Origin of the sequence: Methylobacterium komagatae (genome assembly GCF_042661665.1) — a bacterium.
Lineage (GTDB): Bacteria > Pseudomonadota > Alphaproteobacteria > Rhizobiales > Beijerinckiaceae > Methylobacterium > Methylobacterium komagatae.
In genome coordinates this window covers 1,652,723-1,675,824 of the sequence record NZ_JBHSWN010000001.1, presented here as the reverse complement: position 1 = coordinate 1,675,824, position 23,102 = coordinate 1,652,723, and the positions used below count along the sequence as shown (strand labels likewise).

Here is a 23,102-nt window from a genome sequence, read left to right as displayed (position 1 = left end):
TTGCCAGCCGCCGGACATCACAAAGAGCACGACCACGCGCATGATCATGCGCATGGCTCGTCCTGCCGGGCCGAGCCTGCCGAGATCCTGCGCCGCGCCGAAGATCTGTGCCGCGAGAAGGGCGTGCAATTCACCGCCCTGCGCCGCGAGGTGCTCGACGCAGTGGTCCATAGCGAGAAGCCGCCGGGCGCCTACGACATCGCGGAGCGCCTGAGCCGGCCGGGGCGGCGGGTGGCGCCGGTCTCGGTCTACCGCGCCCTCGATTTCCTGACGGAACTCGGCCTCGTCCACCGCATCGCCAGCCGCAACGCCTTCGTACCCTGCGCCCACGCGCACGGATCGGCGGAGAACGTGGTGTTCCTGATCTGCAAGACCTGCGGTGGCATCGACGAGACGACATCGCCCGAGATGGAGAGCGGGCTGGGCAAGACCCTCAAGCGCGCGGGCTTCACCCCGAGCCACAGCATCCTCGAAGTGGAGGGTGATTGCGGTGCCTGCCGGGACAAGGAGCGTCGGCAGGGCTGAGAGGGGTGCGTCGGAAAGGCCAGGAACTCCCGTCGAAGGAGCCTGCTTGAGCCTCTACGGAGCCTCATGCCATGCCGTCCCGTTCGATCCTGATCGTTACCCTTCTGCTCTCGGCGACGCCCGCCCTTGCGCAGGGACGGCCCTCGACCGTCGCGATGAGCTGCGCGCAGACGGTGCGTCTCGTGAATGCACAGGGTGCTATCGTGCTAGGCACGGGCGGCCAGACCTATGACCGCTTCGTCCGCGACCGCTCGTTTTGCGAGCCGACCGAGATCGCCCGGCGGGCGTTCCGGCCGACGCGGGACAATCCCAGCTGCCTGATCGGCTATACCTGCTACGAGCCGAGCCGGGACGATTGGCTGGGCAGCGACTTCTGACGCGCGTCCCCGGTCTCTGGCTCAGCGGCTGGTCCCGCCCCTGAGCCCGCCCCTTGCCCCGTCCCTTGCCCGATGATGATCCGCCGGTCCCCGGCGCGGCGGGTGAAACCGGTGGCGTCGAGATGTTCCAGCAGGGGAATCGAGAACTTGCGCGAGATGCCGAGCGCCGCCCCCGCTTCACGGGCCAGGAAGCCGCTCTCCGCATCCGTCGCCTCGGGGAAGGCGTCGCGCAGGCGTGAACGGGCGCTCGCCACGGCCTCCCGGTGGAACAGCACCGCCCGGCGCTGCACCCTATCGACCGCGCGGATGATCGTCCCCGAGCCGATGAGGTAGTTCAGCGCGTCGCGGCGGCGGATGTCCCGCCCGATCGCCTCGGCCTCGTCGGGCGGGTTGAGGCCGGCCTTGCGGAAGGACTGCTCCAGGCGGCGGACCGTCTCGGTCTCATTGCGGGCCGGGTCGAAATCCGTCCGGCGCCACAGGGTGCCGACCTGGGTCATCTCCCCCGTGGCGACGAGATCGCGCAGAACCGACCCCGTCACGGCCTCCGGCAGGGCGAGCAGTCGCGCCACCTGATCGAGCGACGCGCCATGATCCATCGGGCGTTCCCGGTGAAACTGCGCCATCGCGCCCAGCGTCCCGGTGCGCACCGCCGCGAAGGCGGGTGCCCCGACGAAGCGATCCGCGATCTCCCGCGCTCCGGCGGCGGTGAGCAGGCGGCGGACGCGCTCCGGCGCGGTGCCGGCGAGGCGGGCGAGTTCCGCGAGCGGTGCCCCGAGTGCTCCGGCCTGCCCGAGGCGAACCGTCAGCGCCTCCGCAGGCCGACCGGCCGCGATGGCCGCGAGATCGGCGGTGACCCGAGGATCGTGGCGGCGGCGGCGGCGGCTCGCGGGGTCGAGGATGCGCCCGCCCGCTACCGTGGCAGCGGGAGAATCGAGGCGCAGCACGAAGGGCTCACGGGCCGGCACCGCCACATCCTCCGCCAGGTGGAGCTGCGCCTGCGCCGTCTGGCCCGGCTCCAGGCTCGGGCGGTCCAGGAGGCGCAGGCGCGCCTCGACCTCGGTGGTGCCGAAGAGAAGGCGGCAGGCGAGGCCGCTGGGCAGCGGGGCCTCGGCGCTCGCGGCGGCGGTCAAGGCGACGTCGAGCCAGCGGCTCGTCACGAGAAGATCCGGGAGGCTGAGCGCTTGGCCCCGGGCGATCTCGTCGAGCCCGACGCCCCGCAGGGCCACGGCCGTGCGGCGGCCGGGCTCGGCCGCCTCGACGCTGCGCCCATGGATCTGGAGACCACGCACGACGGCACTGCGTCCGCCCGGCACGATCTCCACGGTGTCGCCCACGGCGAGGCGACCCCGGCGCAGGGTGCCGGTGACGACGGTGCCGAAGCCCGCGCGGGTAAACACCCGGTCGACCGGCAGATACGGGAAGCCGTCATCCGTGCCCGGATGTGACTCCGTGAGCAGGCCGAGAAGGGCGGAGGACAGCGCCGGGATACCGAGCCCCGAAAGCGTCGAGGTGGCGATGACCGGCCCTGCCTCGATCCCCGCCCGGGCGGCGGCGGCAGCGATCTCGGCCGAACGGGCCTGGATCGTCTCCGGCGAGGCGAGATCGGCCTTGGTCAAGGCCAGGACGCCCCGGCGCACGCCGATCAGCCGGGCGATCTCAAGATGCTCGACGGTCTGGGGCTTGATGCCCTCGTTGGCGTCCACCGCCAGCAGCACGGCCCGCATGCCCGTCGCGCCCGAGACCATTGCCCGCACGAAGCGCTCGTGTCCCGGCAGATCGACGAGGTCGATTTCTCCGGCCTCGCCGGACAGCAGCGCGAAGCCCGGGACGATCGACACGCCCCGGGTCTGCTCCTCCTTCAGCCGGTCGGTTTCCACGCCCGTGAGCGCCCGCACCAGGGCGGTCTTTCCGTGATCGACATGGCCGATGACGCCGACGAGGAGTGTCTTCAACACAGTCACGAAGGATGCTCGACTGACAGGCCGTGCGCTCACACGAGGTGAGCGGACCCCGCACCGTCAAGGGGCGGGCATGCAGGCTGGGTTTGGGTGCCGGATACTATTTTGGACAATTAAATTGCAAGCGATTTAATGCCTCACGGCAACTTTCCGGTGTTGAGACGATCAGGCAACGAGGCCGATAACATCGGATCGCTTGGCCCCGTCAAGCGTAGACGAGACCGGGGCGGACGGTCGCGGCCCGACGTGGTAGAGCGACGTATCGTCCTGTCTGACGATCATTCGGGAAGAGGAACCCATGAACGAGGCGGTGCAAGGGACGGACGAGCCGCGCGAGGTCGAGCTGAAGCTCGAATGCGATGGCGCCGGCCTCATGGCCCTGATGGCGCACCCCCTGCTCGGCGACGTCGCCGCCGCCGAGCCTCAGCGTCTGCGCACATGCTATTACGACACGCCCGGCCGAGCGCTGCGCGAGGCGGACCTGACCCTGCGAATCCGTACGAAGGACGGCCGCCACGTCCAGACGGTCAAGGCGGGCTCCGACCAGATCGGCCTGTTCGACCGGGCGGAGTGGGAGAGCGAGGTTCCCGGCGACGCCCCCGATCCCGCAGCCTGGGCGGACACCGCCGCCGAGCCCGTGCTGGCCGAGGCGAAGGAGGCGCTGGAGCCCCTCTTCACCACGGTCATCGCCCGCCGGGTCCACCCTATCAGCTTCGGCGAATCGCGCATCGCGGTGACCCTTGATGACGGCCGGATCGAGAGCGCGTCCGGCGACGCGCTGCTCTGCGAGGTCGAACTCGAACTGGAGAGCGGCCGGGTCGCGGATTTGTTCTCCCTTGCCCAGGCGCTCTCGGAAGCGGCGCCGCTGCGGCTCGCCGTTCTGTCGAAGAGCGCACGCGGCTTCGCGGTGCTCGACCGCGAAGCCCCTCCCCGGCCAAGGCCGACGCGGTGGACCTGTCGCCCGAGGATGATGCCGGAACGGTATTCCGCACCGTTGCCCGCGCGTGCCTCCGGCACCTGCGCATCAACGAGACCGCCTTCCTCTACGGCCCGCGCGATCCGAGCGCCCTGCACCAGATGCGTGTTGCCCTGCGGCGGCTCCGCTCGGCGCTCTCGCTTTGCGCGCCGCTGTTCGAGGACGACCCGCGTGCCCTGGTTCTAGGCGACGAGATCAAGCGGGTGACGGAGCCGTTCGGCCACGCCCGCAACCTCGACGTGTTCCTGCACGATACGCTGCCGGTCCTGGCCGAGCACAACCCGGATCACCCCGGCATCGCCGAGATCGGCGAGAAGGCCCGGTCCGCCCGGGAGGAGGCCTATGCCGCCGTCAACGAGATCCTGGCCAGCGCACAATGGCGCGGCCTGCTCCTCGACATCGCGGGCTGGGTCGAGGCGGGTCCTTGGACGGAGCAGGACGCGGCCCGGCAGGATGGGCGGCACTTCGCAGCCGGCATCCTCGACAAGGCCCGCGGCCGTTTGAAGAAGAGGGGCGCGGCCTGCGCCACCTCGACGCCCATACCCGCCACCGGGCGCGGATTTCTGCCAAGAAGTTGCGCTACGGCGCGGAGTTTTTCGGCGGCCTGTTCCCGAAGGCCAAGGCCCAGCGGCGCCAGAAGGCGTTCGGCAGTGCCCTTTCGGACCTGCAGGACCATCTCGGAACGCTGAACGACATCGAGACCGCCCGCAGCCTGCCTCTAGGGATCGCGAGCGAAGACGGGCCGGCCATGCCGGAGATCGATGAGAAGCAGGTGACGGAGTTGCTCGACAAGGCGGCGGACGCGCGCGCCGAACTCCTCGACGTCAAGCCGTTCTGGCACTGAGGCGGTCACACGAAAGCACCGGAACGGCGCGGCTCTGGGGCATGCCGCACTCCGCTCCGGCGCTAACGTGACAAGGACGAACCCGACCAGGGATTGGAAGGGTTCGTCCTGTCGGCCGCGCGAGGGGGAGCGCGACCGGTTGTGATCATGAATCGCTCATGTTGCCGGTCGATGTCTGAACGTCCCTTGAGGCCACGTGCCGGAGAAAAATTCGCTCTCGACGAGCGTGCCCGGCATCGTCATGCGTGAATTGCAGAGCTAATTGGCATGCTAGATGCCATCATGCGTCGGCCGCGCGAAGCGACGAGGATCTGGTATGAGTGACGTGAGCCCCAGCAGCACCCACAACCTGCGCGCCGATGGCTCGCGCCTCTGGGCGACGATCCACGAAACGGCGCGATTCGGGGGCACGCCCAAGGGTGGCATCAACCGGCTGACGCTCTCCGCCGAGGACGGCCGAGTGCGGGACTGGTTCCGGGATGCCTGCGAGGCGGCGGGCCTGACGGTGAGCGTGGATGCGCTGGGCACCCAATATGCTCTGCGAGCCGGCAAGGACATGAGCTTGCCCCCGATCGCCTTCGGCTCTCACCTCGACACACAGCCGACCGGCGGCAAGTTCGACGGCGTGCTCGGCGTGCTCGCCGGTCTCGAGGTCATGCGCAGTCTGAATGATGCGGGCATCGAGACGCGGGCGCCCCTTCTGCTCGTGAACTGGACCAACGAGGAGGGCTCGCGCTTCGCCCCCGCCATGATGGCGTCGGCGGCCTATGCGGGCGAGTTCACTACGGACGAGATCCTGGCCAAGCGCGACGTGGCGGGCACGACCGTGGCCGAGGCGCTGGACACCATCGGCTATCGCGGTGGCGAGGCGGTGGGCGAGCGTGCCATCGGTGCCTTCGTGGAACTGCATATCGAGCAGGGGCCGATCCTGGAGGCCGAAGGCAAGACCATCGGCGTGGTCGAGGGCGGCCAGGGCATCGCGTGGTTCGACGGCTCGGTGGAGGGCTTTGAAAGCCATGCGGGCACGACGCCGATGCCCCGCCGCCGGGACGCCCTGCTCGGCCTCTCGGAATTCGCCCTCGCGGCGGAGCGCATCGCCCTGGCTCACGGGCCGAGCGCCGTGGCGACGATCGGCGAGGCGACGATCCAGGCCCCCTCGCGCAACGTCGTACCGGGCCGTGTCGCCTTCACCATGGACACGCGCGACCCGCGCTCGGAGACCCTCACCGCCATGGAGGAGGAACTGCGCGCCGCCGCCCGGGAGATCGGCGAGCGCCGGCGCCTGTCGATCGTGCTGGAGCGGATCTGGCGCAAGGAGCCGGTGCCGTTCGATCCCAAGGTCGTGGCGGCGGTCGATGCGGCGGCCGAGGGGCTCGGTCTGTCGCGGCGGCGGATCATCTCGGGGGCGGGCCACGATGCGTGCAACCTCGCCGCGAAGGTTCCCGCCGCGATGATCTTCGTGCCCTGCAAGGACGGCGTGAGCCACAACGAATCCGAATCATCGACAGAGGGCGATTGCGCAGCCGGCGCCGACGTCCTGCTTCAGACGATTCTGCGGCTGGCGAACTGACCCTTCCCGTCATCACGGGCGGCAGCGATGCGATCGGGGGCCGCAGGCTGGGCGCGGGTCCCCTTTTCGTCTCACCCGGCTGTGCGTCGGCGAAAAATCTCGTACAGAGCCGTTCATGACCGCAAGCGCCTATCGCGACGCCAGGGGCCGACCGCTCATTGCGGTGACGGGCATCGGCCTGGTTTCCTCCCTTGGCCGGGGCCAGGCCGACACCTGGGCCGCCCTCACCGAGGGGCGCTCCGGCATCCGCGAGATCGCCCGCTTCTCGACCGAGGGGCTGCGCACGCGCATCGCGGGGACGGTCGACTTCCTCGACACCGACCCGCTGGTGGCCCCGCTCCTTTCGGAGCGGTTCGCCGCCGTGGCGGCGGAGGAGGCGCTCGAACAAGCGAGCCTTGGGACGAAGGGTGACTTTCCGGGTCCACTCTTCATCGCCGTCCCCCCGGTGGAGATGGAATGGCCGCAGCGCCGGGCGCTTGCCGAGGCAACCGGCAGCGACGGGGATGTCGATTATGCCGGTCTGCTCCGGGCGGTTTCCACCGGCCGGTTCGATGCGTGGCACGACCTGTTCCTGTTCGGCACCGTTGCCGAGCGCATCGCCGAACGGTTCGGCACGCGCGGCTCGCCGATCTCCCTTTCGACCGCCTGCTCCTCCGGCGCGACGGCGATCCAGCTCGGCGTTGAGGCGATCCGCCGGGGCGAGGCCTCCGCCGCCCTGTGCATCGGCACGGACGGCTCGGTGAACCCCGAATCGCTGATCCGATTCTCTCTGCTCTCGGCGCTCTCGACCCGCAACGACGTGCCAGAGGAAGCCTCCCGCCCCTTCTCGAAGGACCGGGACGGCTTCGTGATGGGCGAGGGCGCCGCCGCCCTCGTTCTGGAGGATGCCGGAGCGGCCGTGGCGCGGGGGGCGACGATCCTCGGCTACGTGCTCGGCTGCGGCGAGAAGGGCGACGGCTTCCACCGCACCCGTTCCAGCCCGGACGGCGCGCCGATCATCGCCGCGATCCGTGCGAGCCTCGACGATGCCGGCCTCGCGCCTGAGGCCATCGACACGGTGAACGCCCACGGCACCTCGACGCCCGAAAACGACCGGATGGAGGCCATGGGCATCGCCGCCGTGTTCGGCGAACGCGCCGCGAGCCTGCCCGTCACTTCGAACAAGTCGATGATCGGCCACACGCTCACCGCCGCCGGGGCGATCGAGGCGGCTGCCTCGCTGCTCTCGATCCGCCATGGGCGGATCCCGCCAACGATCAACTACCGCACCCCCGATCCGGCGCTCGGCCTCGACATCGTGGGTGAGGCGCGGGACCTGCCCGTGCGCACGGTGCTGTCGAACTCCTTCGGCTTCGGCGGCCAGAATACCTGCCTCGTCCTCGCGGCGGAGCCGGCATGAGCGCGGAAACGGTCAAGCGCGTCCTCGTCACCGGGGGTGGCAGCGGGCTCGGCGCGGCCATCGTGCGCGACCTCGCCCAGGCGGGCTACGCGGTGGACTTCACCTACCGCGCCTCGGGCGAAGCCGCCGCGGCGCTGGCTGCCGAACTGAACGAGGCCCATCCCGGCCTCGAAATCCGGGCCCATGCCCTCGATCTCGCGGACAAGGCGGCGCTCGACGCCTTCTGTGCGAGCGCGGAGGAGGCGGGCTATCACGGCTATGTCCACAATGCCGGCCAATCGGCCGACGGGCTCGCCGCCATGTTCGACCAGGACAAGGCCGAGGCGGCGATGCAGGTGAACTTCTTCTCGCTGACTCGCATCGCCAAGTCGCTGGTGCGTGGCATGACCCGCGCCCGCTTGGGGCGGATCGTCGCCATCGGCTCCGTCGCGGCGCTTCAGGCGAACACCGGTAACGCGGCTTATGCCGCCACCAAGGGCGCGCTGATCGCCTATTGCCGGACGCTCGCCATCGAGACGGCCAAGCGCGGCGTGACGGTCAACGTCATCGCCCCCGGCTTCATCGACACGGCGATGCTCGCCCCCTACGCGGCCTACCGGGCCGGGATGGAGAAGCAGATCCCCGCCGGGCGTTTCGCGCAGCCCGAGGATGTCGCGGCGCTGGCGACCTTTCTGATGAGCGAGGGCGCGGCCTACATCACCGGGACCGTGTTGCCCGTCGATGGCGGCCTGACCGCAATGATGGGCGTCCACCGCATCTGATCGGCCGATGACCTTTCCCCGCCTCGCCCTCCTCCTCCTCCCAGCCGTCTTCGGCGCGGGGGCGGCCCATGCCGACCCGGAAGCCTACCGCGTCACCGGCCTCGCGCCGGGCGAACCGTTGAGCATCCGCGCCGAGCCGGATGCCGCCGCCGAGGTGGTCGGCGAGATCCGCAGACGCGCCCTGGTCTTCGGCTGCACCAACGACACCCCGAGCCGCACCACATGGTGCCGCGTCAGCGTCGGCCGCACGGTCGGCTGGGCACGGCGGCGGTATCTCACGCCGGATTGAGCCGGGATGCCGTGCTCGCGGCGCTGTGATAACCCCCTTCACCGTCATTGCGCGCGGGCCGAGCCGCAATCGATCGGATCCATATCAGCGAACATGCCCATGCGAGCCCTGCAACTCTTCGGCGACCGCGACCTGCGCCTGACCGAGGTCGAGTCACCGCCGCCTCCCGGACCCGGCGAGGTGCGGCTTCGCATCCGCGCCGTGGGGCTCAACTTCATCGACGTCTGGGGCTTTCGCGGCATGGCCTTCGCGAAGCGGAAGATGCCGCTCATCGTCGGCGCCGAGGCGGCGGGCGAAATCGAATCGGTGGGCGAAGGCGTCACCGGTCTTGCTGTCGGCACCCGCGTCGTCCCCTACGGCGCGCTGACCTGCGGCCAGTGCCGCGCCTGCCGTGAGGGCCGCGACAACCTCTGCGAGGATGTCGGCGGCGTGATGGGCTTCCACATCGACGGGTTCGCCCGCGAACTCGTCACCATGCCCGCCCGTCTCGTCGTGCCGGTGCCGGATGGCGTCGAGGATGCGGAGGCGGCCTGTGCGGGCATCGCGTTCGGGACGGTGCAGCACATGCTGTTCGACAACGCCAAGCTCGAACCAGGGGAGAGCGTGCTCGTCCATGCCGGCGGGTCGGGCATCGGCACCGCCGCGATCCGCATGGCCAAGGCGATCGGCTGCACGGTGTTCACCACGGTGGGCGACGACGAGAAGGGCGCCAAGGCCGCTGAACTCGGGGCCGACCACGTGATCAACTACCGCACCGAGCGTTTCGAGGGCGAGGTGCGCCGCCTGACCAAGCGCAAGGGCGTGGACGTGGTGTTCGAGCATGTCGGCGCCGATACGTGGAACGGCTCCCTGCTCTGCCTGAAGCGCGGCGGGCGGCTCGTCACCTGCGGCTCGACCTCCGGCCCCAGCACGACGATGAACCTGATGCAGCTGTTCCAGCAGCAATATCGCATCACCGGCTCGTTCGGATGCAGCCTCGCCAACATCCGCCAATCGCTGGACAAGATGGCGCAGGGTATCCGGCCCGTGGTCGATACAGTCTACCCGATGGCGGAGTTCACCGAAGGGTTGGAGCGGCTCGAATCGCGCAAGGTCTTCGGCAAGATTCTCGTTTCACTGTGAGGCGCGGACGACTGACGTTCGCACCGCACCGTAAAACATGGTCTAAGGGCGCACCTCGCCCCGGAACCCGACTCCTTTGCTGCGCCTCGCCCTCATCCTGAAGCGGTCCTTTCCGCGACTTGCCGGCTTCGCCAGCATTCCCTTGATCCGCCTGATCTTCTTTCTGGCCCGTCTGCTCGGGCCGGAACGGGCGGCGGATTTCGGCGGTCGGCTGCTGCGCCGCATCGGCCCGCTCCTGCCCGCCCACCGGACGGCGCTCGCCAATATCCGCGCGGCCTTTCCCGGCCTGCCGGAGGCGGAGGTGAAGACGATCGCCCTCTCGGCCTGGGACAATCTGGGGCGGACGGGGGCGGAATACGCCCATCTCGACACGCTGCTCGACTACGATCCCGAGGCCACCGGGCCGCTGCGCAGCGAGGTGACGGGGATCGAGCATTTCTTCTCCCTACGAGACGACGGCCAGCCGGGGCTGATCTTCTCGGCCCATCTCGCCAACTGGGAATTGCCCGCGATCTGCGCGGCGAAATTCGGCCTGGAGGCGACCGCCGTGTTCCGGCCGCCGAACAACCCGGCCGCCAAGCGGCTGGTCGAGGAGGTTCGGCGCAGCACGATGGGCGGGCTTGCGGCGTCCGGTCCCGGTTCGGCCTTCTCCATGCAAGGCGTCGTGGAGCGAGGCGGCCATCTCGGCCAGCTGATCGACCAGCACTTCACCCGCGGCGTGGTGGTGAGCTTCTTCGGCCGCCCCTGCCTCGTGAACCCGCTGCTCGCCAAGCTCGCCCGGCACTACGATTGCCCGGTCCACGGGGTGCGGGTGGTGCGCCTGCCCGAGGAGCGGTTCCGCCTGGACCTCACCCCACCCCTCGACCTGCCGCGCGACGCCGACGGCGCCATCGACGTGCCGGGCGCCATGCAGGCGATGACCGACGTGATCGAGGGCTGGGTGCGGGAGAATCCCGGCCAATGGCTGTGGATGCACCGCCGCTGGCGCCCCGATATGCTGCCGAAGACCGCGCCGCGAAAAGCCGCCTCTCAAGGCAACGTGACTTCCCAGGTCGAGCCGACCGCGATCTGATCACGCGGCATGAGGCATTCCACCGTGCACCCCCTGTCCCCGGTTCGGCGCGCCCTTCCCTGCGCCCTGGCGGGGTTCGGCTGCCTGCTCACCGGTGCCGGGGCGCGGGCCGAGCCGGTCGCGGCGGTGGTCGAATTGTTCACGAGCCAGGGTTGCACCGCCTGCCGCGCTGCCGATCCGGTCATGCGCGACCTGGCGCGTAAGCCCGGCCTGATCGCCCTGACCCTGCCCGTGACCTACTGGGACTATCTCGGCTGGCGCGATACGCTCGGCCTTCATGTGCTCAACGAGCGTCAGCGCGCCTATGCGCGGGCGCGGGGAGCCCGGCAGGTGGTGACGCCGCAGGCCGTGGTCGACGGCAGTCTGAGTGCCGTCGGCTCCAACCGGCAGGCCGTCGAGCGGCTGGTGCAGGATTCCAGCCGCACCGCGCCCCTGCCGGTGCCCGTGAGCGCGGAGGTGAAGGGCGACCAGATCATCGTCGAGGTCGGGGCCCGTCCCGCCGGGAAACCCGAGCCGAAGCCCGAGAGCAAGGACGAGGTCTGGCTCGTCCCGGTGCTGAAGCGCCGCGACGTCAAGATCGAGGGCGGCGAGAGCGGCGGCCGGGTGGCGAGCTACGTCAATGTGGTGCGCGGCCTTGTGCGGATCGGCCCCTGGACCGGCCAGCCGGCCCGGTTCGAGGTGCCCGTCTCTGCCGCAGCCGTGCCCGACGCCGATGGCTGGGTCGTGCTGTTGCAGCATGGCCGTGAGGGTCGACTCGGCCGTATCCTGGGCGCGGCCAAGGGACCGGGGCTGTAAACCTCGCCTGCGTTGCATTGCAGCGAGGGTTTGCGTAACAAGGTTCTATTCGCAAGGACCCGGTGCAAGCCCGGGTGGCTCTTCCGGCCGCCGATCCGCCGGACCACGCATTCGAGACGCGCCCCTGCTCATCGCGGCGGTCTCCCTGCGGTTTCAATTAATGACCTCACCTTCCCCTACCGCCCCTGTGGCGGGACTCGGCGCGCGTTTGCGTGACGCCCGCACCGAAATCCTGTCCGGCCTCGTCGTCGCCCTCGCCCTTATCCCGGAAGCCATCGGCTTCTCGGTCATCGCGGGCGTCGATCCGAAGGTCGGCCTCTACGCCTCCGTCGTGATCGCCTGCACCATCGCCTTCACCGGTGGCCGCCCGGCGATGATCTCCGCCGCCACCGCTGCCACCGCTGTGGTGATGACCACCCTCGTCCGCGACCACGGGGTGCAATACCTCTTCGCCGCGACCATCCTGATGGGGCTCATCCAGATCGTCGCGGGCTTTCTGAAGCTCGGGCGATTGATGCGTTTCGTCTCGCAATCGGTGATGACCGGCTTCATCAACGCCCTGGCGATCCTGATCTTCATGGCGCAGCTGCCGGAACTGACCGGAGTCAGCCCGGCGACCTACGGGCTCGTCGCGCTGGGCCTCGCGATCATCTACGGATTCCCCTACCTCACCCGCGCCGTGCCCTCGCCGCTCGTGGCGATCGCCGTGCTCACCGCCCTGACGGCGTGGCTCCAGCTCGACGTGCGCACCGTCGCCCATCTCGGTGCCCTGCCCTCGGCCCTGCCGAGCTTCACGCTCCCGGAGGTCCCGTTCACCCTCGAAACGCTGCGCATCCTCCTGCCCTACGCCGCGACGCTCGCCGCCGTCGGCCTGCTGGAGAGCCTGCTCACCGCGCAGATCGTGGACGACCTGACGGATACGGGCAGCTCCAAGAACCGCGAATGCTACGGCCAGGGCCTCGCCAACATCGCCTCGGCGCTGTTCGGCGGCATGGGCGGCTGCGCGATGATCGGCCAATCCGTCATCAACGTCTCGTCGGGCGCGCGGCGGCGGCTCTCGACCTTCGTGGCGGGCGCCGTGCTGCTGGTGCTGCTCGTCGCCTTCCAGGGCCTGCTCGCCGTGGTGCCCGTGGCGGCGCTGACGGCGGTGATGATCATGGTGTCGATCAACACCTTCTCCTGGCGCTCCCTCGCGCGGCTGCGGACCAACCCCCTGCCCTCGTCCGTGGTGATGCTCGCAACGGTGGCCGTGGTGGTGGCGACCCGCGATCTCGCCATCGGCGTGCTCGTGGGCGTGCTGCTGTCGGGCGTGTTCTTCGCGGGCAAGGTGGCGCGCCTCAGCCGGATCGACTCGGCCCTGTCGCCCGACGGCAAGACCCGCACCTACACGGTCACGGGCCAAGTCTTCTTCGCTTCGGCATCGACCTTCTCGGAGGCGATCGACGTGCTGGAGCCGGTGGAGCGCCTCGTGATCGATGTCGGCTCCGCGCATTTCTGGGACATCTCGGCGGTGGGCGCCCTCGACAAGGTGGTGCTGAAGGCGCGCGAGCGTGGCCGGATCGTGGAAGTGCGCGGCCTCAACGAAGCAAGCGCGACCCTCGTCGAGCGCTTCGGCACCCACGACAAGGCCGTTTCCACGCCCCTCGCGCATCACTGACGGGGCGTCCTGCCACCGCGCCCCCTTGCGCCGCGCGTGCCGGGACCCCATTCCCGGCAGGCCGGCACAGGGGCCGGGGTCCAGGAAAGAGTCAGGCGGTGACGACGTTCTCTCCGCGCGAGATCGTGTCCGAACTCGATCGTTTCATCGTCGGGCAAAACGAGGCCAAGCGGGCGGTGGCCATTGCGCTGCGCAACCGCTGGCGGCGCCAGCAACTCACCGGGCCGCTCCGCGAGGGTGGCGCCCAAGAACATCCTGATGATCGGGCCGACCGGCTGCGGCAAGACCGAGATTGCGCGGCGCCTCGCCAAGCTCGCCAACGCCCCGTTCCTGAAGGTCGAGGCCACGAAGTTCACCGAGGTCGGCTATGTCGGCCGCGACGTCGAGCAGATCGTGCGCGACCTCGTGGAAGTCTCGCTCGGGCTGACCCGCCAAGCCAAGCGCGAGGCGGTGAAGGCCAAGGCCGAGGCGGCGGCCGAAAACCGCATCCTCGACGCCCTGGTCGGCCCCACCGCCAGCGCGGCCACCCGCGACAGCTTCCGCAGGAAGCTGCGCAACAGCGAACTCGACGACAAGGAGGTCGAGATCGAACTCGCCGCCGGGTCGCCCGCCGGCCTGCCGATGTTCGAGATCCCCGGCATGCCCGGCGCCTCCATGGGCGCGATCAACATCGGCGACATGCTGGGCAAGGCCCTGTCCGGGCAGCGGGGCAAGCCCCGCCGCATCAGCGTGCGCGACGCCTACGCGCCCCTGCTCGCCGAGGAATCCGACAAGCTCGTCGATGACGAGGCCCTGACCCGCGAGGCGATCCGCGAGGTCGAGGATAACGGCATCGTCTTCCTCGACGAGATCGACAAGATCTGCGCCCGCGAGGGCCGTAGCGGCGGTGACGTCTCCCGCGAGGGCGTACAGCGCGATCTGCTCCCGCTGATCGAAGGCACCACGGTCGCCACGAAGCACGGGCCGGTGAAGACCGACCACGTGCTGTTCATCGCGAGCGGCGCCTTCCACGTCTCGAAGCCGTCCGACCTGCTCCCCGAGTTGCAGGGCCGCCTGCCGATCCGCGTGGAGTTGCAGCCCCTGACGGTGGACGACTTCAAGCAGATCCTCACCGCCACCGAGGCCAGCCTGATCAAGCAGACCCTGGCCCTGATGGCGACGGAGGGGTGACCCTCGACTTTACCGACGATTCCATCGACGCCCTCGCCAAGGTCGCGGTGGAGGTGAACGGTTCGGTCGAGAATATCGGCGCCCGCCGCCTTCAGACCGTGCTGGAGCGGGTGCTGGACGAAATCTCCTTCACAGCCACCGACCGCTCCGGCGAGACGGTGACGATCGACGCGGCCTATGTCCGCGAGCGGGTCGAGAACCTCGCCGCCAACGCGGACCTCAGCCGGTTCATTCTGTAGGGGCGCGGCGGCGCAGACGCCGCCGCTCTTCGTCGCGCCCATGCGCTTCGGTGGCGAAGAGCATCGTCCCCGCCGCCAGCCCCAATGCGGCGGCGATCCCGAGTTTCAGCCATTTGGGATTGGCCGCCGTGACGTGGGAGGACGAGCGCGAATCGAACCGGCCATGGGCGCCGGGATCGGTGTCGACGGGCTCGTAGAGGTTGTCGGGGCGGTTCTTCGAAGCCTGCACGCTGGTCATTTCCCCTTGGTAGACGTGACGGGCGAGGTAGGTGTCGATCCAACCCGGGATCAGCATGTTGCCGAGGATCGCCTTCCAGGCCGAGGCGCCGATCCAGAGTTCGCGGGGCGCCTCATGGGCCGCCCGGTAGACATGCCGGGCGATGGCTTCGGGCTGATAGATCGGCGGGACGGGTTCGAGCTTGCGTGGCAGCCGCGAGCGCGCCCAATCGAATTGCGGCGTGTTCACCGCCGGCAATTGCACCATCGTCAAGCGCACCCGGCTGCCATCGTGCAGCAATTCGGATCGCAGGGAATCGACGAAGCCGCGCACGGCTGCCTTGGCCGCGCAATAGGTCGCCTGGAGGGGGATTGAGCGGTAGGCCAGCGCCGAGCCGATATGGACGATGGTGCCCCGGTTGGCGGGCACCATGTGCCTGAGGGCGGCGAGCGTGCCGTGGACCTGGCCCAGATAGGTCACATCGGTGACGCGCTGGAACTCCGCCGGGGTCGTCTCCTGAACGGGAGCGTAGACCGTCACCATCGCGTTGTTGACCCACACGTCGATGCCGCCGCAGGTCTTGGCGACGGCATCGGCCACCTCCTGCATGGCCTGCGCATCGGCCACGTCGGCGGCGAAGGCGATGGGGTTGCCGCCCAAGCGCCGCACGTCGTGGATCGTCCCCGCCAGCCCGACTTCGCCGCGCGCGACGAGGCCGACATTCCAGCCATGGCGGGCGAATTCGCAGGCAATGGCCCGGCCGACGCCGGCACTGGCACCAGCCACCACGACGGTTCTGCGGTTCGACGGGGACGAGGGCATCGGGTCTCCGGGACAGGACGATTCGCCGGCCCAACGCCCATGACGGCCGTTCTTTCCCCACTTCCCCCGGGAATGTGCGCGTTGCCTCGCCTAAGCCCGGCGGCCTATAAAAACCGCAGTTCCGTCAGTGGCACCGGGGGCTCTCTCTCCCGCGCCGCGCTACTCGCAAGTCCGAAGGCACATGGCCGGTCATTCCCAGTTCAAGAACATCATGCACCGCAAGGGCCGCGTCGATGCGGTCCGGTCCAAGATCTTCGGCAAGCTCGCCCGCGAAATCACGGTGGCGGCCAAGCTCGGCACGCCGGACCCCGCGATGAACCCGCGCCTTCGCGCCGCCGTGCTCGCCGCCCGCGCCGAGAACATGCCGAAGGATAACATCGAGCGCGCCATCAAGAAGGCGACCGGTGCCGATGGCGAGAACTATGAGGATATCCGCTACGAGGGCTACGGCCCCGGCGGCGCTGCGCTGATCGTCGAGGCGCAGACCGACAACCGCAACCGTACCGCCTCCGATGTTCGCTCGGCTTTCACCAAGTCCGGCGGGAGCCTCGCCGAGACCGGCGCCGTGGCCTTCATGTTCGACCGCGTGGGCGTCATCACCTACCCGGCGAGCGTGGCCGATGCGGACACGATGCTGGAAGCCGCCATCGAGGCGGGCGCCGACGACGTATCCTCCGGCGAAGAGGGCCACGAGGTCATCTGCGCGCAGGATTCCTACGGCGAGGTCACCAAGGCGCTCGAAGCCCGCTTCGGCGATCCGACCCGCACGGGCCTGATCTGGAAGGCTCAGAACACGATCGACGTCGATGATGAGACCGGTGAAAAGCTGATCCGCCTCGTGGAGGTGATCGAGGATCAGGACGACGTGCAGAACGTCTACGTCAACTTCGCCCTGTCCCCGGCGCTGATGGCGAAGCTCGAAGGCTGATCCTTCGCGCGAATTGCGGAGCAAGGCGCGGGATGCCGACCTGTGAGGGCCGGCGCACCATGGCGGACGCCCTCGACGGAGCCCGAGCCATGCCACCGACACTCCTTCCCAGCGACACGGATGCGCGCTGGGAGGCGCTTCTCACCCGCGACGCACGGGCCGATGGGCGCTTCGTCTACGCGGTGCGGACGACGGGGGTGTATTGCCGCCCGAGCTGCGCCGCCCGGACGCCCCGCCGGGAGAACGTGACCTTCCACGCGGACGGCGCGACCGCACGCGCGGCGGGTTTCCGACCCTGCCTGCGCTGCCGACCGGACGAGCCGCCCCAGGCCCAGCGCCGTCGCGAGGCCGTCGCCCGCGCCTGCCGCGTGATCGAATCGGCCGAGACGCCGCCGGCCCTGGCCGACCTCGCCCGCGCCGCGGGGATGAGCCCGTTCCATTTCCACCGGATCTTTCGCGAGGTGACGGGCGTGACGCCCGCCGCCTTCGCCCGCGCGCAGAGAGCGAGCCGTCTCGCCAAGGCGTTGCCGGGCGCGAGCTCCGTCACCGGGGCGCTCTACGAGGCGGGCTACGCCGCCCCCAGCCGGTTCTATGCCGAAGCGGGGGACAGGCTGGGCATGGCGCCCTCGCGCTACCGGAAGGGCGGCGCCGGGGCGCGCATCCGGTTCGGGGTCGGTGCCTGCAGCCTCGGCGCGATCCTCGTCGCGGCGACCGAGACAGGCCTCTGCGCGATCCTGCTGGGGGACGATCCCGATGCGCTGGTGCGCGATCTTCAGGATCGCTTCCCCGCCGCCGAACTCGTCGGTGGGGATGCCGCCTTCGAGCATTGGATGGCGCGGGCGGTCGGGCTTGTGGAAGCGCCGGGTCTCGCCCACGACCTGCCCCTCGATATCGGCGGCACAGCCTTCCAGCAGCGCGTCTGGCAGGCCCTGCGCGCGATCCCGCCCGGCACGACCGCGACCTATGCGGACGTCGCCCGCGCCATCGGGGCGCCGGGCTCGTCGCGCGCCGTGGCGCTCGCCTGCGGTGCCAACGCCCTCGCGGTGGCGATTCCCTGTCACCGGGTGGTGCGCTCGGATGGTAGCCTGTCTGGCTACCGCTGGGGCGTCGCCCGCAAGCGCGACCTCCTCACCCGCGAGGGTGTGCCGTAGAACCTCCGGGGCGCAGGTATCCGAGAAAGCATCGATACATTGCTTTTCGTCGGCTCAACTACTTCGGTTGCGCAATTCTCAGTAGTGGATGCGTGTCGCGAAAAGTGTGAGATCTTCGGTTAGCCGGCCGAACGTCATTGCCGAGGTTCCGATCCGGCCTAGCTCGCAGGGAGAGTGGGCGATGCCGGAGATCCACGCCGTGCCGAACGTTCGAACCCGTATCCTGCGCCGCGTTTTCGGCGCCTCGCTCGCCGCCGCCCTAACCGGGGCCGCACCCGCCGCCATCGCTCAGGAGGCGATCAACACCCCCGCGGGCCGGGTTTCCTGATCTACGGAAATTACTGCGGACCGGGCAATCGCGGCCCTGCCTATCGGCCGATCGACGCCCTCGACACGGCTTGCATGCACCACGACGCCTGCTGGCCGGACGATCCGGCCGTTCTGCCATCCTGCACCTGCAACGACAGGCTGCATGTCGAGGCGGGCCGGGTGGCGCGCGACCCGCGCGCGCCGCAGAAGACGCGCGAGACCGCGCGCTTCATCTCGGATTTCGCAACGGCCCTTCCTTGCGAACCCGCCGCATTGCAGGCGGGCCGCTAGGAACGACAGTTCAGGCCGCGTCGGCGGGGTTCGGGGCGGCCTTCGGGCCACCCTTGGCGACGCCGACGAGCGCAGGGCGCAGGACCCGGTCGCCGATGACGTAGCCGGTCTGGACCACCTGCACGACCGTGCCGGCGGGCACCTCGGCGTTCGGCACCTCGAACATCGCCTGATGGCGATTCGGGTCGAACTTCTGGCCCTGGGGCTCCACCGGCTTCACGCCGTGGCGCTCGAGGTTCTTCACGAGGTCGCGCTCGGTCGAGCTCGATGCCGTCGATCAGCCCCTTCAGGGCGCCCTCGGCGGCGTTGCGCTGGTCGACGGGCACGCTCTCCAGCGCCCGGCGGACGTTGTCGGCCACGTTGAGCATGTCGCGGGCGAAGTTCGTCACGGCATAGGTGCGCGCGTCGGCGACCTCACGCTCGGTGCGCCGACGGAGATTCTCCATCTCGGCGAGCGTGCGCAGCATCCGATCCTTCAGCTCGTCGCGCTCGGCGGTGAGCAGGGCGAGGGCCTCGGCCACGGGATCGACGGAGGCGTCGGCGGGAGCCGACGCGGCCTCGTCCTGGGAGGGGACGTCCTGAGACTTCTCGTCGTTCGTCATCGCATCTTCGAAAGAGTGGCGGTCCAGGGTTAAACCGGGCGTGATATCAGGCCGCGCCCCCGTGAAATCAACCCAAGCCGTTGCAATGAGAGGCCTTCGCGACCGATTCGGTCATGTCTCCCGCAGCGGCGGTGTGGTCACGAGGGCTTCCAGCCCCTCGGCCTTCAGGATCGCCACGTCGGCGGCGAAGACCTGCAACACCGACTTGCGGATCGCGACCTGCCGGTCCGGCTGGGTGACGCGGGTGCCGGTGAGGTCGGTCACGTAGAACACGTCCACGGCCCGCTCGCCGAAGGTCGCGACATGCGCCGAGGTGATGTTCAGGTTGAGCGCGCCGAGCGCGCTCGTCAGATCGAAGAGCAGGCCCGGCCGGTCGAGCCCGGTCACCTCGATCACCGTCTCCCGGCTCGACAGTGCGTTGTCGATGGTCACGTCCGGCGCGACGAGGAAGGTCTTGGCACGGGCGCTGGTCGGCGGATGCTTATCGGCGACCAGTTCGGCGATGCGGATCTCGCCCTTCAGCGCCCGGTCGATCACGTCGGTGATGCGCTTCATGCGGCGCAACTCGTCCTCGTCCCGCTCGAAGGCACGGGAGATGACGAAGGTGTCGAGGGCGAAGCCGTCCGTGGTGGTGAAGATCTGCGCGTCGACGATGTTCGCACCCGCCGCCGCGCAGGCTCCCGTGACGATGGCCAGTAAACGGGGATGATCCGGCGAATAGACGGTCACCTCCGTCACCCCGCGCACGGGATCGAGGCCGACCTCGGTGGCGCTGGTGCGGCCCTCCTCCTCGGTGCGGCGGAGGAGCTGCGCGTTCTTGATCTGCCGGTTGGTGTCGACCTTCAGCCAGTAGGCCTGCTTATGGCGGGCGGCGTAGGCGTCGAACACCGCCGAATCCCAATCCGGCAACTGCTCGCGCAGGCTCATCTGGATCAGCCGCACCCGGTCGGTGCGGGCGATCTCGGAATGGCCGCCGGAGAGATAGACCTCGGTCTCGTCGTAGAGGGTACGCAGCAGCGTACCCTTCCACGCGGTCCACACACCCGGCCCCACGGCGGTGATGTCCGCCACGGTGAGGATGGTCAGCAGCTTCAGCCGCTCCAGGCTCTGGACGATGGAGGCGAAGCGCTCGATCGTTTTGTGATCGGAAAGGTCCCGGCTCTGGGCCGTCATCGACATGAGCAGGTGGTGCTCCACCAGCCACGCCACCGTCTCGGTCTCGGCGGGGGTCAGGCCGAAGCGCGGGCAGAGCTTGCGCGCGATCTGCGCACCCGCCACCGAATGGTCCTCCGGCCGCCCCTTGGCGATGTCGTGCAGCAGGATCGCGACGTAGAGCGCCAGACGGTTGTGGTGCGCGTGGATCAGCCGGGTGACCAGCGGATAGGTCTCCTCGACGCGGCCCGATTCAATCGCGGCCAGCACGCCGACCGTGCGCAGGAGATGCTCGTCCACCGTGAAGTGGTGGTACATGTTGAACTGCATCATCGCGACGACGCGGCCGAAATCCGGGATGAACCGGCCGAGCACGCCCGCCTCGTTCATCTCGCGAAGCGCCTCCTCGGGGGCGTTGTGCGAGGTCAGGATATCCAGGAACAGCCGGTTCGCCTCCTCGTCCCCGCGCAGCGAGGGTGTGATGAGGCGCAGCGAGCGCGTGGCGAGCCGCTTGGCATCCGGATGGATCGGCACGTTGTGCCGGTCGGCCAGCCAGAACAGGCGGATCAGGTTGACCGGATCGCGCTCGAACGCATCCTCCGAGCGCAGGTTGACCCGGCCGTGGTCGATCCAGAAATCCTCGGCCTCCACGGAAGTCGCACGGAAACGGTCGCGGAACTTGCCGATCCAGCGGTCGAGCACGGGTGTACGCTTGGCGTGGCGCGCCTCCATCTCGGCGCTGACGATGGCGGTGAGATCCCCGACATCCTTGGCGACGCGGAAATACGCCTTCATGAAGCGCTCGACGCCCGACAGGCCGCCCCGCGACTCGTAGCCGAGCCGTTCGGCGATGCGCGGCTGAAGGCCGAAGGAGAGGCGCTCCTCGGCGCGCTTCGTGGCGAAGTGCATGTGGCAACGCACCCGCCACAGGAACTCGTCGCACCGCTCGAACAAAGCGTATTCCTCGGGCGTGAACAGCCCGGCGCCGACGAGCTCGCTCTGGTCGCGCACCCGGTAGGTGTACTTCGCGATCCAGAACAGGGTGTTGAGGTCGCGCAGGCCACCCTTCCCGTCCTTGACGTTGGGCTCCACGAGGTAGCGCGACATGCCCGCCTTGGCGACGCGGGTATCGCGCTCGCGCAGCTTGGCCTCGACGAATTCGGAGGCCGAGCCGACGATGACCTCGGCATCGAAGCGCGTCACCAGTTCCTCGAACAGGATGCGCGAGCCGAACAGGTAGCGGGCTTCCAGCAAGGCCGTGCGGATCGTCATGTCCGCACGCCCCTCGCGCAGGCATTCCTCGACCGAGCGGGTGGCGTGGCCGACCTTCAGCTTCAGGTCCCACAGGACGTAGAGCATCGCCTCCACGACGCTCTCGGACCACGCGGTCTGCTTGTAGGGAAGCAGAAACAGCAGATCGATGTCCGAGCCCGGCGCCATCGTGCCCCGGCCGTAGCCGCCGGTGGCCACCACCGCCAGTTGTTCGCCCGTGGTCGGATTGTCGTTGGGATAGAGGCGCCAGACCACGGCGTCGTGGATGGCACGGACCACGGCGTCGGTGAGGCGCGACAAGCTCTGCGCGCATTCCATGCCGTTACGATCGCGCAGGAGCCGTTCTTCGGCCTGGCGGTGGCCGGCCTCGATCACCCGGCGCAATTCGGGCACGAGGACGGCGCGCAGCCGGGTCGGCTCCCGGATGTCCCGGTCGAGGCCTGCGATGAGCGAGTCGAGCTCTGCAACGGGGTCGAGCATGCCTCCCGTTAGCATGATATGCCTACGTTGCCAGTCATGCCTGCGTGACGCAGCGGACAACTCCGTCTCTCGTCCTGCAAGACGGACGAAACGTTTGACAAAACGAACGAAGCGCTCTAGCTCGGCAGTATAAACGACAAGCCGAGGAGACGATTCGATGCCGTTGGTCCGCCGCTCGATCCTGGGGGCCGCCGCCGCCCTGGCCTTGGCCCTGTGCGGGAGCGGCCCGGCCGCCGCCGCCGACCCGTCCGAGATCCGGCTCGACTGGGCGACCTACAACCCCCTCAGCCTCCTCCTCAAGGAGCGTGGCTACGTCGAGGACGCCCTGAAGGCGAAGGGCATCAAGGTTCGCTGGGTCCAGTCCCTAGGCTCGAACAAGGCCCTCGAATTCCTGAATGCCGGGGCCATCGACATCGGCTCCACCGCCGGGGCCGCCGCCCTCGTGGCGCGGATCAACGGCAACCCGATCAAGGCGGTCTACGCATTCTCCCGGCCGGAATGGACCGCCCTCGTCACCCGCAAGGATACGGGCATCACCAAGCCCGCCGACTTGAAGGGCAAGCGCGTGGCGGTGACCCGCGGCACGGACCCGCACATCTTCCTGATCCGCGCTCTTCAAGGCGCCGGACTGACGGAGAAGGACGCCAAGCTCGTCCTGCTCCAGCATCCGGACGGGCGCACCGCCCTCGACCGGGGCGACGTCGATGCCTGGGCGGGCCTCGACCCGATGATGGCCGCCGCCGAGATCGAGAACAACGACGTGCTGTTCTTCCGCGACGCCGCCGCCAACACCTGGGGCGTGCTCGACGTACGCGAGGCCTTCGCCAAGGAGAATCCCGACCTCGTGAAGGTGGTGATCGCCGCCTACGAGCGCGTGCGCACCGAGGCCCTGAAGGATCCGGCGGCCCTCAAGGCGGCCCTGGTCGCCGCGACCAAGCTGCCGGAGCCCGTCGTCGCCCGCCAGTTGGAGCGCACGGACTTGTCGCAACCCGCCATCGGCAAGACGCAGGCGGACGCGATCCGCGCCGCCGGTCTGGCCCTTCAGCAGGCCGGGGTGATCGCGGCGGATGTCGACGTGGCCAAGGCGGTCGATGGGCTGATCGACCCCGCCTTCAACCCGTAAG

The 23,102-nt window shown here is 69.3% G+C and carries 19 protein-coding genes, 3 pseudogenes and 1 other annotated feature; of the genes and pseudogenes, 18 read left to right on the top strand and 4 right to left on the bottom strand.

Annotation, left to right across the window (positions count from 1 at the left end):
* Together ACFQE0_RS08105 and ACFQE0_RS08100 are read left to right on the top strand one after the other, a co-directional pair.
* Nucleotides 1-525, top strand: coding sequence for a Fur family transcriptional regulator (locus ACFQE0_RS08105; protein ID WP_378968677.1), 525 nt, complete (start codon nt 1-3; stop codon nt 523-525).
* 71 nt (nt 526-596) lie between these two features.
* Complete coding sequence (locus ACFQE0_RS08100) at nt 597-902, top strand: hypothetical protein (protein WP_378968675.1); 306 nt, start codon at nt 597-599, stop codon at nt 900-902.
* On the opposite strand, the gene selB is transcribed toward ACFQE0_RS08100, so the two are convergent.
* The gene (gene selB, locus ACFQE0_RS08095) at nt 860-2,857 is read right to left on the bottom strand and encodes a selenocysteine-specific translation elongation factor (protein ID WP_378975375.1); all 1,998 of its coding nucleotides are present in this window, start codon (nt 2,855-2,857) and stop codon (nt 860-862) included. The genes ACFQE0_RS08100 and selB overlap by 43 nt on opposite strands.
* A 301-nt stretch (nt 2,858-3,158) precedes the next feature.
* Between selB and ACFQE0_RS08090 the strand changes: the two genes are divergently transcribed.
* From ACFQE0_RS08090 to hslU, 11 genes and pseudogenes are all read left to right on the top strand, one after another.
* Complete coding sequence (locus ACFQE0_RS08090) at nt 3,159-4,022, top strand: CYTH domain-containing protein (protein WP_378968673.1); 864 nt, start codon at nt 3,159-3,161, stop codon at nt 4,020-4,022.
* Nucleotides 3,914-4,488, top strand: a pseudogene (locus ACFQE0_RS08085) (CHAD domain-containing protein); the annotation flags it as partial. The gene ACFQE0_RS08090 and the pseudogene ACFQE0_RS08085, both read left to right, overlap by 109 nt.
* 508 nt (nt 4,489-4,996) lie before the next feature.
* Nucleotides 4,997-6,250 carry a Zn-dependent hydrolase gene (locus ACFQE0_RS08080; RefSeq protein WP_378968671.1) on the top strand — a complete coding sequence of 418 codons (1,254 nt, stop codon included), beginning with the start codon at nt 4,997-4,999 and terminating at the stop codon, nt 6,248-6,250.
* Nucleotides 6,251-6,365: 115 nt separating this feature from the next.
* On the top strand, nt 6,366-7,649 hold the full coding sequence (locus ACFQE0_RS08075) for a beta-ketoacyl-ACP synthase (protein ID WP_378968668.1): 1,284 nt from the start codon (nt 6,366-6,368) through the stop codon (nt 7,647-7,649).
* Nucleotides 7,646-8,410 carry an SDR family NAD(P)-dependent oxidoreductase gene (locus tag ACFQE0_RS08070; RefSeq protein ID WP_378968666.1) on the top strand — a complete coding sequence of 255 codons (765 nt, stop codon included), beginning with the start codon at nt 7,646-7,648 and terminating at the stop codon, nt 8,408-8,410. The genes ACFQE0_RS08075 and ACFQE0_RS08070 overlap by 4 nt, the downstream gene beginning before the upstream one ends.
* A gap of 7 nt (nt 8,411-8,417) precedes the next feature.
* Nucleotides 8,418-8,699 (top strand): SH3 domain-containing protein, encoded by a 282-nt coding sequence (locus tag ACFQE0_RS08065; RefSeq protein ID WP_378968664.1) that lies wholly within the window; start codon nt 8,418-8,420, stop codon nt 8,697-8,699.
* A 99-nt stretch (nt 8,700-8,798) separates the two neighbouring features.
* Nucleotides 8,799-9,821 carry a zinc-binding dehydrogenase gene (locus ACFQE0_RS08060; protein ID WP_378968662.1) on the top strand — a complete coding sequence of 341 codons (1,023 nt, stop codon included), beginning with the start codon at nt 8,799-8,801 and terminating at the stop codon, nt 9,819-9,821.
* A 76-nt stretch (nt 9,822-9,897) separates the two neighbouring features.
* The gene (locus ACFQE0_RS08055; RefSeq protein WP_378968660.1) at nt 9,898-10,893 is read left to right on the top strand and encodes a lipid A biosynthesis lauroyl acyltransferase; all 996 of its coding nucleotides are present in this window, start codon (nt 9,898-9,900) and stop codon (nt 10,891-10,893) included.
* 9 nt (nt 10,894-10,902) lie between these two features.
* Nucleotides 10,903-11,688: a DUF1223 domain-containing protein gene (locus ACFQE0_RS08050; RefSeq protein WP_378968658.1), complete on the top strand. Its 786-nt coding sequence runs from the start codon at nt 10,903-10,905 to the stop codon at nt 11,686-11,688.
* A 52-nt stretch (nt 11,689-11,740) separates the two neighbouring features.
* Nucleotides 11,741-11,796 (top strand) — a sequence feature (sul1 is cis-regulatory element that is thought to sense ions involved in sulfur or methionine metabolism; They are found in Alphaproteobacteria).
* Between the two features lie 52 nt (nt 11,797-11,848).
* On the top strand, nt 11,849-13,345 hold the full coding sequence (locus ACFQE0_RS08045) for a SulP family inorganic anion transporter (RefSeq protein ID WP_378968656.1): 1,497 nt from the start codon (nt 11,849-11,851) through the stop codon (nt 13,343-13,345).
* 98 nt (nt 13,346-13,443) lie between these two features.
* A pseudogene (hslU, locus tag ACFQE0_RS08040) lies at nt 13,444-14,754 on the top strand (ATP-dependent protease ATPase subunit HslU).
* Here hslU and ACFQE0_RS08035 read toward each other — a convergent pair.
* The gene (locus ACFQE0_RS08035; protein ID WP_378968654.1) at nt 14,744-15,793 is read right to left on the bottom strand and encodes an SDR family oxidoreductase; all 1,050 of its coding nucleotides are present in this window, start codon (nt 15,791-15,793) and stop codon (nt 14,744-14,746) included. The pseudogene hslU and the gene ACFQE0_RS08035 sit on opposite strands and share 11 nt — an antisense overlap.
* Before the next feature lie 181 nt (nt 15,794-15,974).
* On the opposite strand from ACFQE0_RS08035, the gene ACFQE0_RS08030 reads away from it, so the two are divergent.
* The 4 genes from ACFQE0_RS08030 (at nt 15,975) to ACFQE0_RS08015 (ending at nt 18,472) form a co-directional block, all read left to right on the top strand.
* A complete protein-coding gene (locus ACFQE0_RS08030) occupies nt 15,975-16,721 on the top strand; it encodes a YebC/PmpR family DNA-binding transcriptional regulator (RefSeq protein ID WP_378968652.1) in 747 nt (248 codons plus the stop codon).
* Nucleotides 16,722-16,810: 89 nt separating this feature from the next.
* On the top strand, nt 16,811-17,872 hold the full coding sequence (gene ada, locus ACFQE0_RS08025) for a bifunctional DNA-binding transcriptional regulator/O6-methylguanine-DNA methyltransferase Ada (protein WP_378968649.1): 1,062 nt from the start codon (nt 16,811-16,813) through the stop codon (nt 17,870-17,872).
* 181 nt (nt 17,873-18,053) lie between these two features.
* Nucleotides 18,054-18,200 (top strand): hypothetical protein, encoded by a 147-nt coding sequence (locus tag ACFQE0_RS08020; RefSeq protein ID WP_378968647.1) that lies wholly within the window; start codon nt 18,054-18,056, stop codon nt 18,198-18,200.
* A gap of 74 nt (nt 18,201-18,274) precedes the next feature.
* A complete protein-coding gene (locus tag ACFQE0_RS08015) occupies nt 18,275-18,472 on the top strand; it encodes a hypothetical protein (RefSeq protein ID WP_378968645.1) in 198 nt (65 codons plus the stop codon).
* Nucleotides 18,473-18,482: 10 nt separating this feature from the next.
* On the opposite strand, the pseudogene grpE reads toward ACFQE0_RS08015, so the two are convergent.
* A pseudogene (gene grpE / locus ACFQE0_RS08010) lies at nt 18,483-19,074 on the bottom strand (nucleotide exchange factor GrpE).
* A 111-nt stretch (nt 19,075-19,185) separates the two neighbouring features.
* Nucleotides 19,186-21,978, bottom strand: coding sequence for a [protein-PII] uridylyltransferase (locus ACFQE0_RS08005; protein ID WP_378975373.1), 2,793 nt, complete (start codon nt 21,976-21,978; stop codon nt 19,186-19,188).
* 157 nt (nt 21,979-22,135) lie between these two features.
* Here ACFQE0_RS08005 and ACFQE0_RS08000 point away from each other — a divergent pair, with 157 nt between their 5' ends.
* The gene (locus ACFQE0_RS08000; RefSeq protein ID WP_378968643.1) at nt 22,136-23,101 is read left to right on the top strand and encodes an aliphatic sulfonate ABC transporter substrate-binding protein; all 966 of its coding nucleotides are present in this window, start codon (nt 22,136-22,138) and stop codon (nt 23,099-23,101) included.
* Nucleotide 23,102 lies beyond the last annotated feature (1 nt).

Coding starts and splice junctions, on each gene's coding strand:
- ACFQE0_RS08005 (WP_378975373.1), bottom strand. CDS start 21,978: ATGCTCGACCCCGTTGCAGAGCTCGACTCGCTCATCGCAGGCCTCGAC.
- ACFQE0_RS08075 (WP_378968668.1), top strand. CDS start 6,366: ATGACCGCAAGCGCCTATCGCGACGCCAGGGGCCGACCGCTCATTGCG.
- ACFQE0_RS08015 (WP_378968645.1), top strand. CDS start 18,275: ATGCACCACGACGCCTGCTGGCCGGACGATCCGGCCGTTCTGCCATCC.
- ada (WP_378968649.1), top strand. CDS start 16,811: ATGCCACCGACACTCCTTCCCAGCGACACGGATGCGCGCTGGGAGGCG.
- ACFQE0_RS08080 (WP_378968671.1), top strand. CDS start 4,997: ATGAGTGACGTGAGCCCCAGCAGCACCCACAACCTGCGCGCCGATGGC.
- ACFQE0_RS08060 (WP_378968662.1), top strand. CDS start 8,799: ATGCGAGCCCTGCAACTCTTCGGCGACCGCGACCTGCGCCTGACCGAG.
- ACFQE0_RS08030 (WP_378968652.1), top strand. CDS start 15,975: ATGGCCGGTCATTCCCAGTTCAAGAACATCATGCACCGCAAGGGCCGC.
- ACFQE0_RS08035 (WP_378968654.1), bottom strand. CDS start 15,793: ATGCCCTCGTCCCCGTCGAACCGCAGAACCGTCGTGGTGGCTGGTGCC.
- ACFQE0_RS08045 (WP_378968656.1), top strand. CDS start 11,849: ATGACCTCACCTTCCCCTACCGCCCCTGTGGCGGGACTCGGCGCGCGT.
- ACFQE0_RS08090 (WP_378968673.1), top strand. CDS start 3,159: ATGAACGAGGCGGTGCAAGGGACGGACGAGCCGCGCGAGGTCGAGCTG.
- ACFQE0_RS08000 (WP_378968643.1), top strand. CDS start 22,136: ATGCCGTTGGTCCGCCGCTCGATCCTGGGGGCCGCCGCCGCCCTGGCC.
- ACFQE0_RS08100 (WP_378968675.1), top strand. CDS start 597: ATGCCGTCCCGTTCGATCCTGATCGTTACCCTTCTGCTCTCGGCGACG.
- ACFQE0_RS08065 (WP_378968664.1), top strand. CDS start 8,418: ATGACCTTTCCCCGCCTCGCCCTCCTCCTCCTCCCAGCCGTCTTCGGC.
- ACFQE0_RS08020 (WP_378968647.1), top strand. CDS start 18,054: ATGCCGGAGATCCACGCCGTGCCGAACGTTCGAACCCGTATCCTGCGC.
- ACFQE0_RS08070 (WP_378968666.1), top strand. CDS start 7,646: ATGAGCGCGGAAACGGTCAAGCGCGTCCTCGTCACCGGGGGTGGCAGC.
- ACFQE0_RS08050 (WP_378968658.1), top strand. CDS start 10,903: ATGAGGCATTCCACCGTGCACCCCCTGTCCCCGGTTCGGCGCGCCCTT.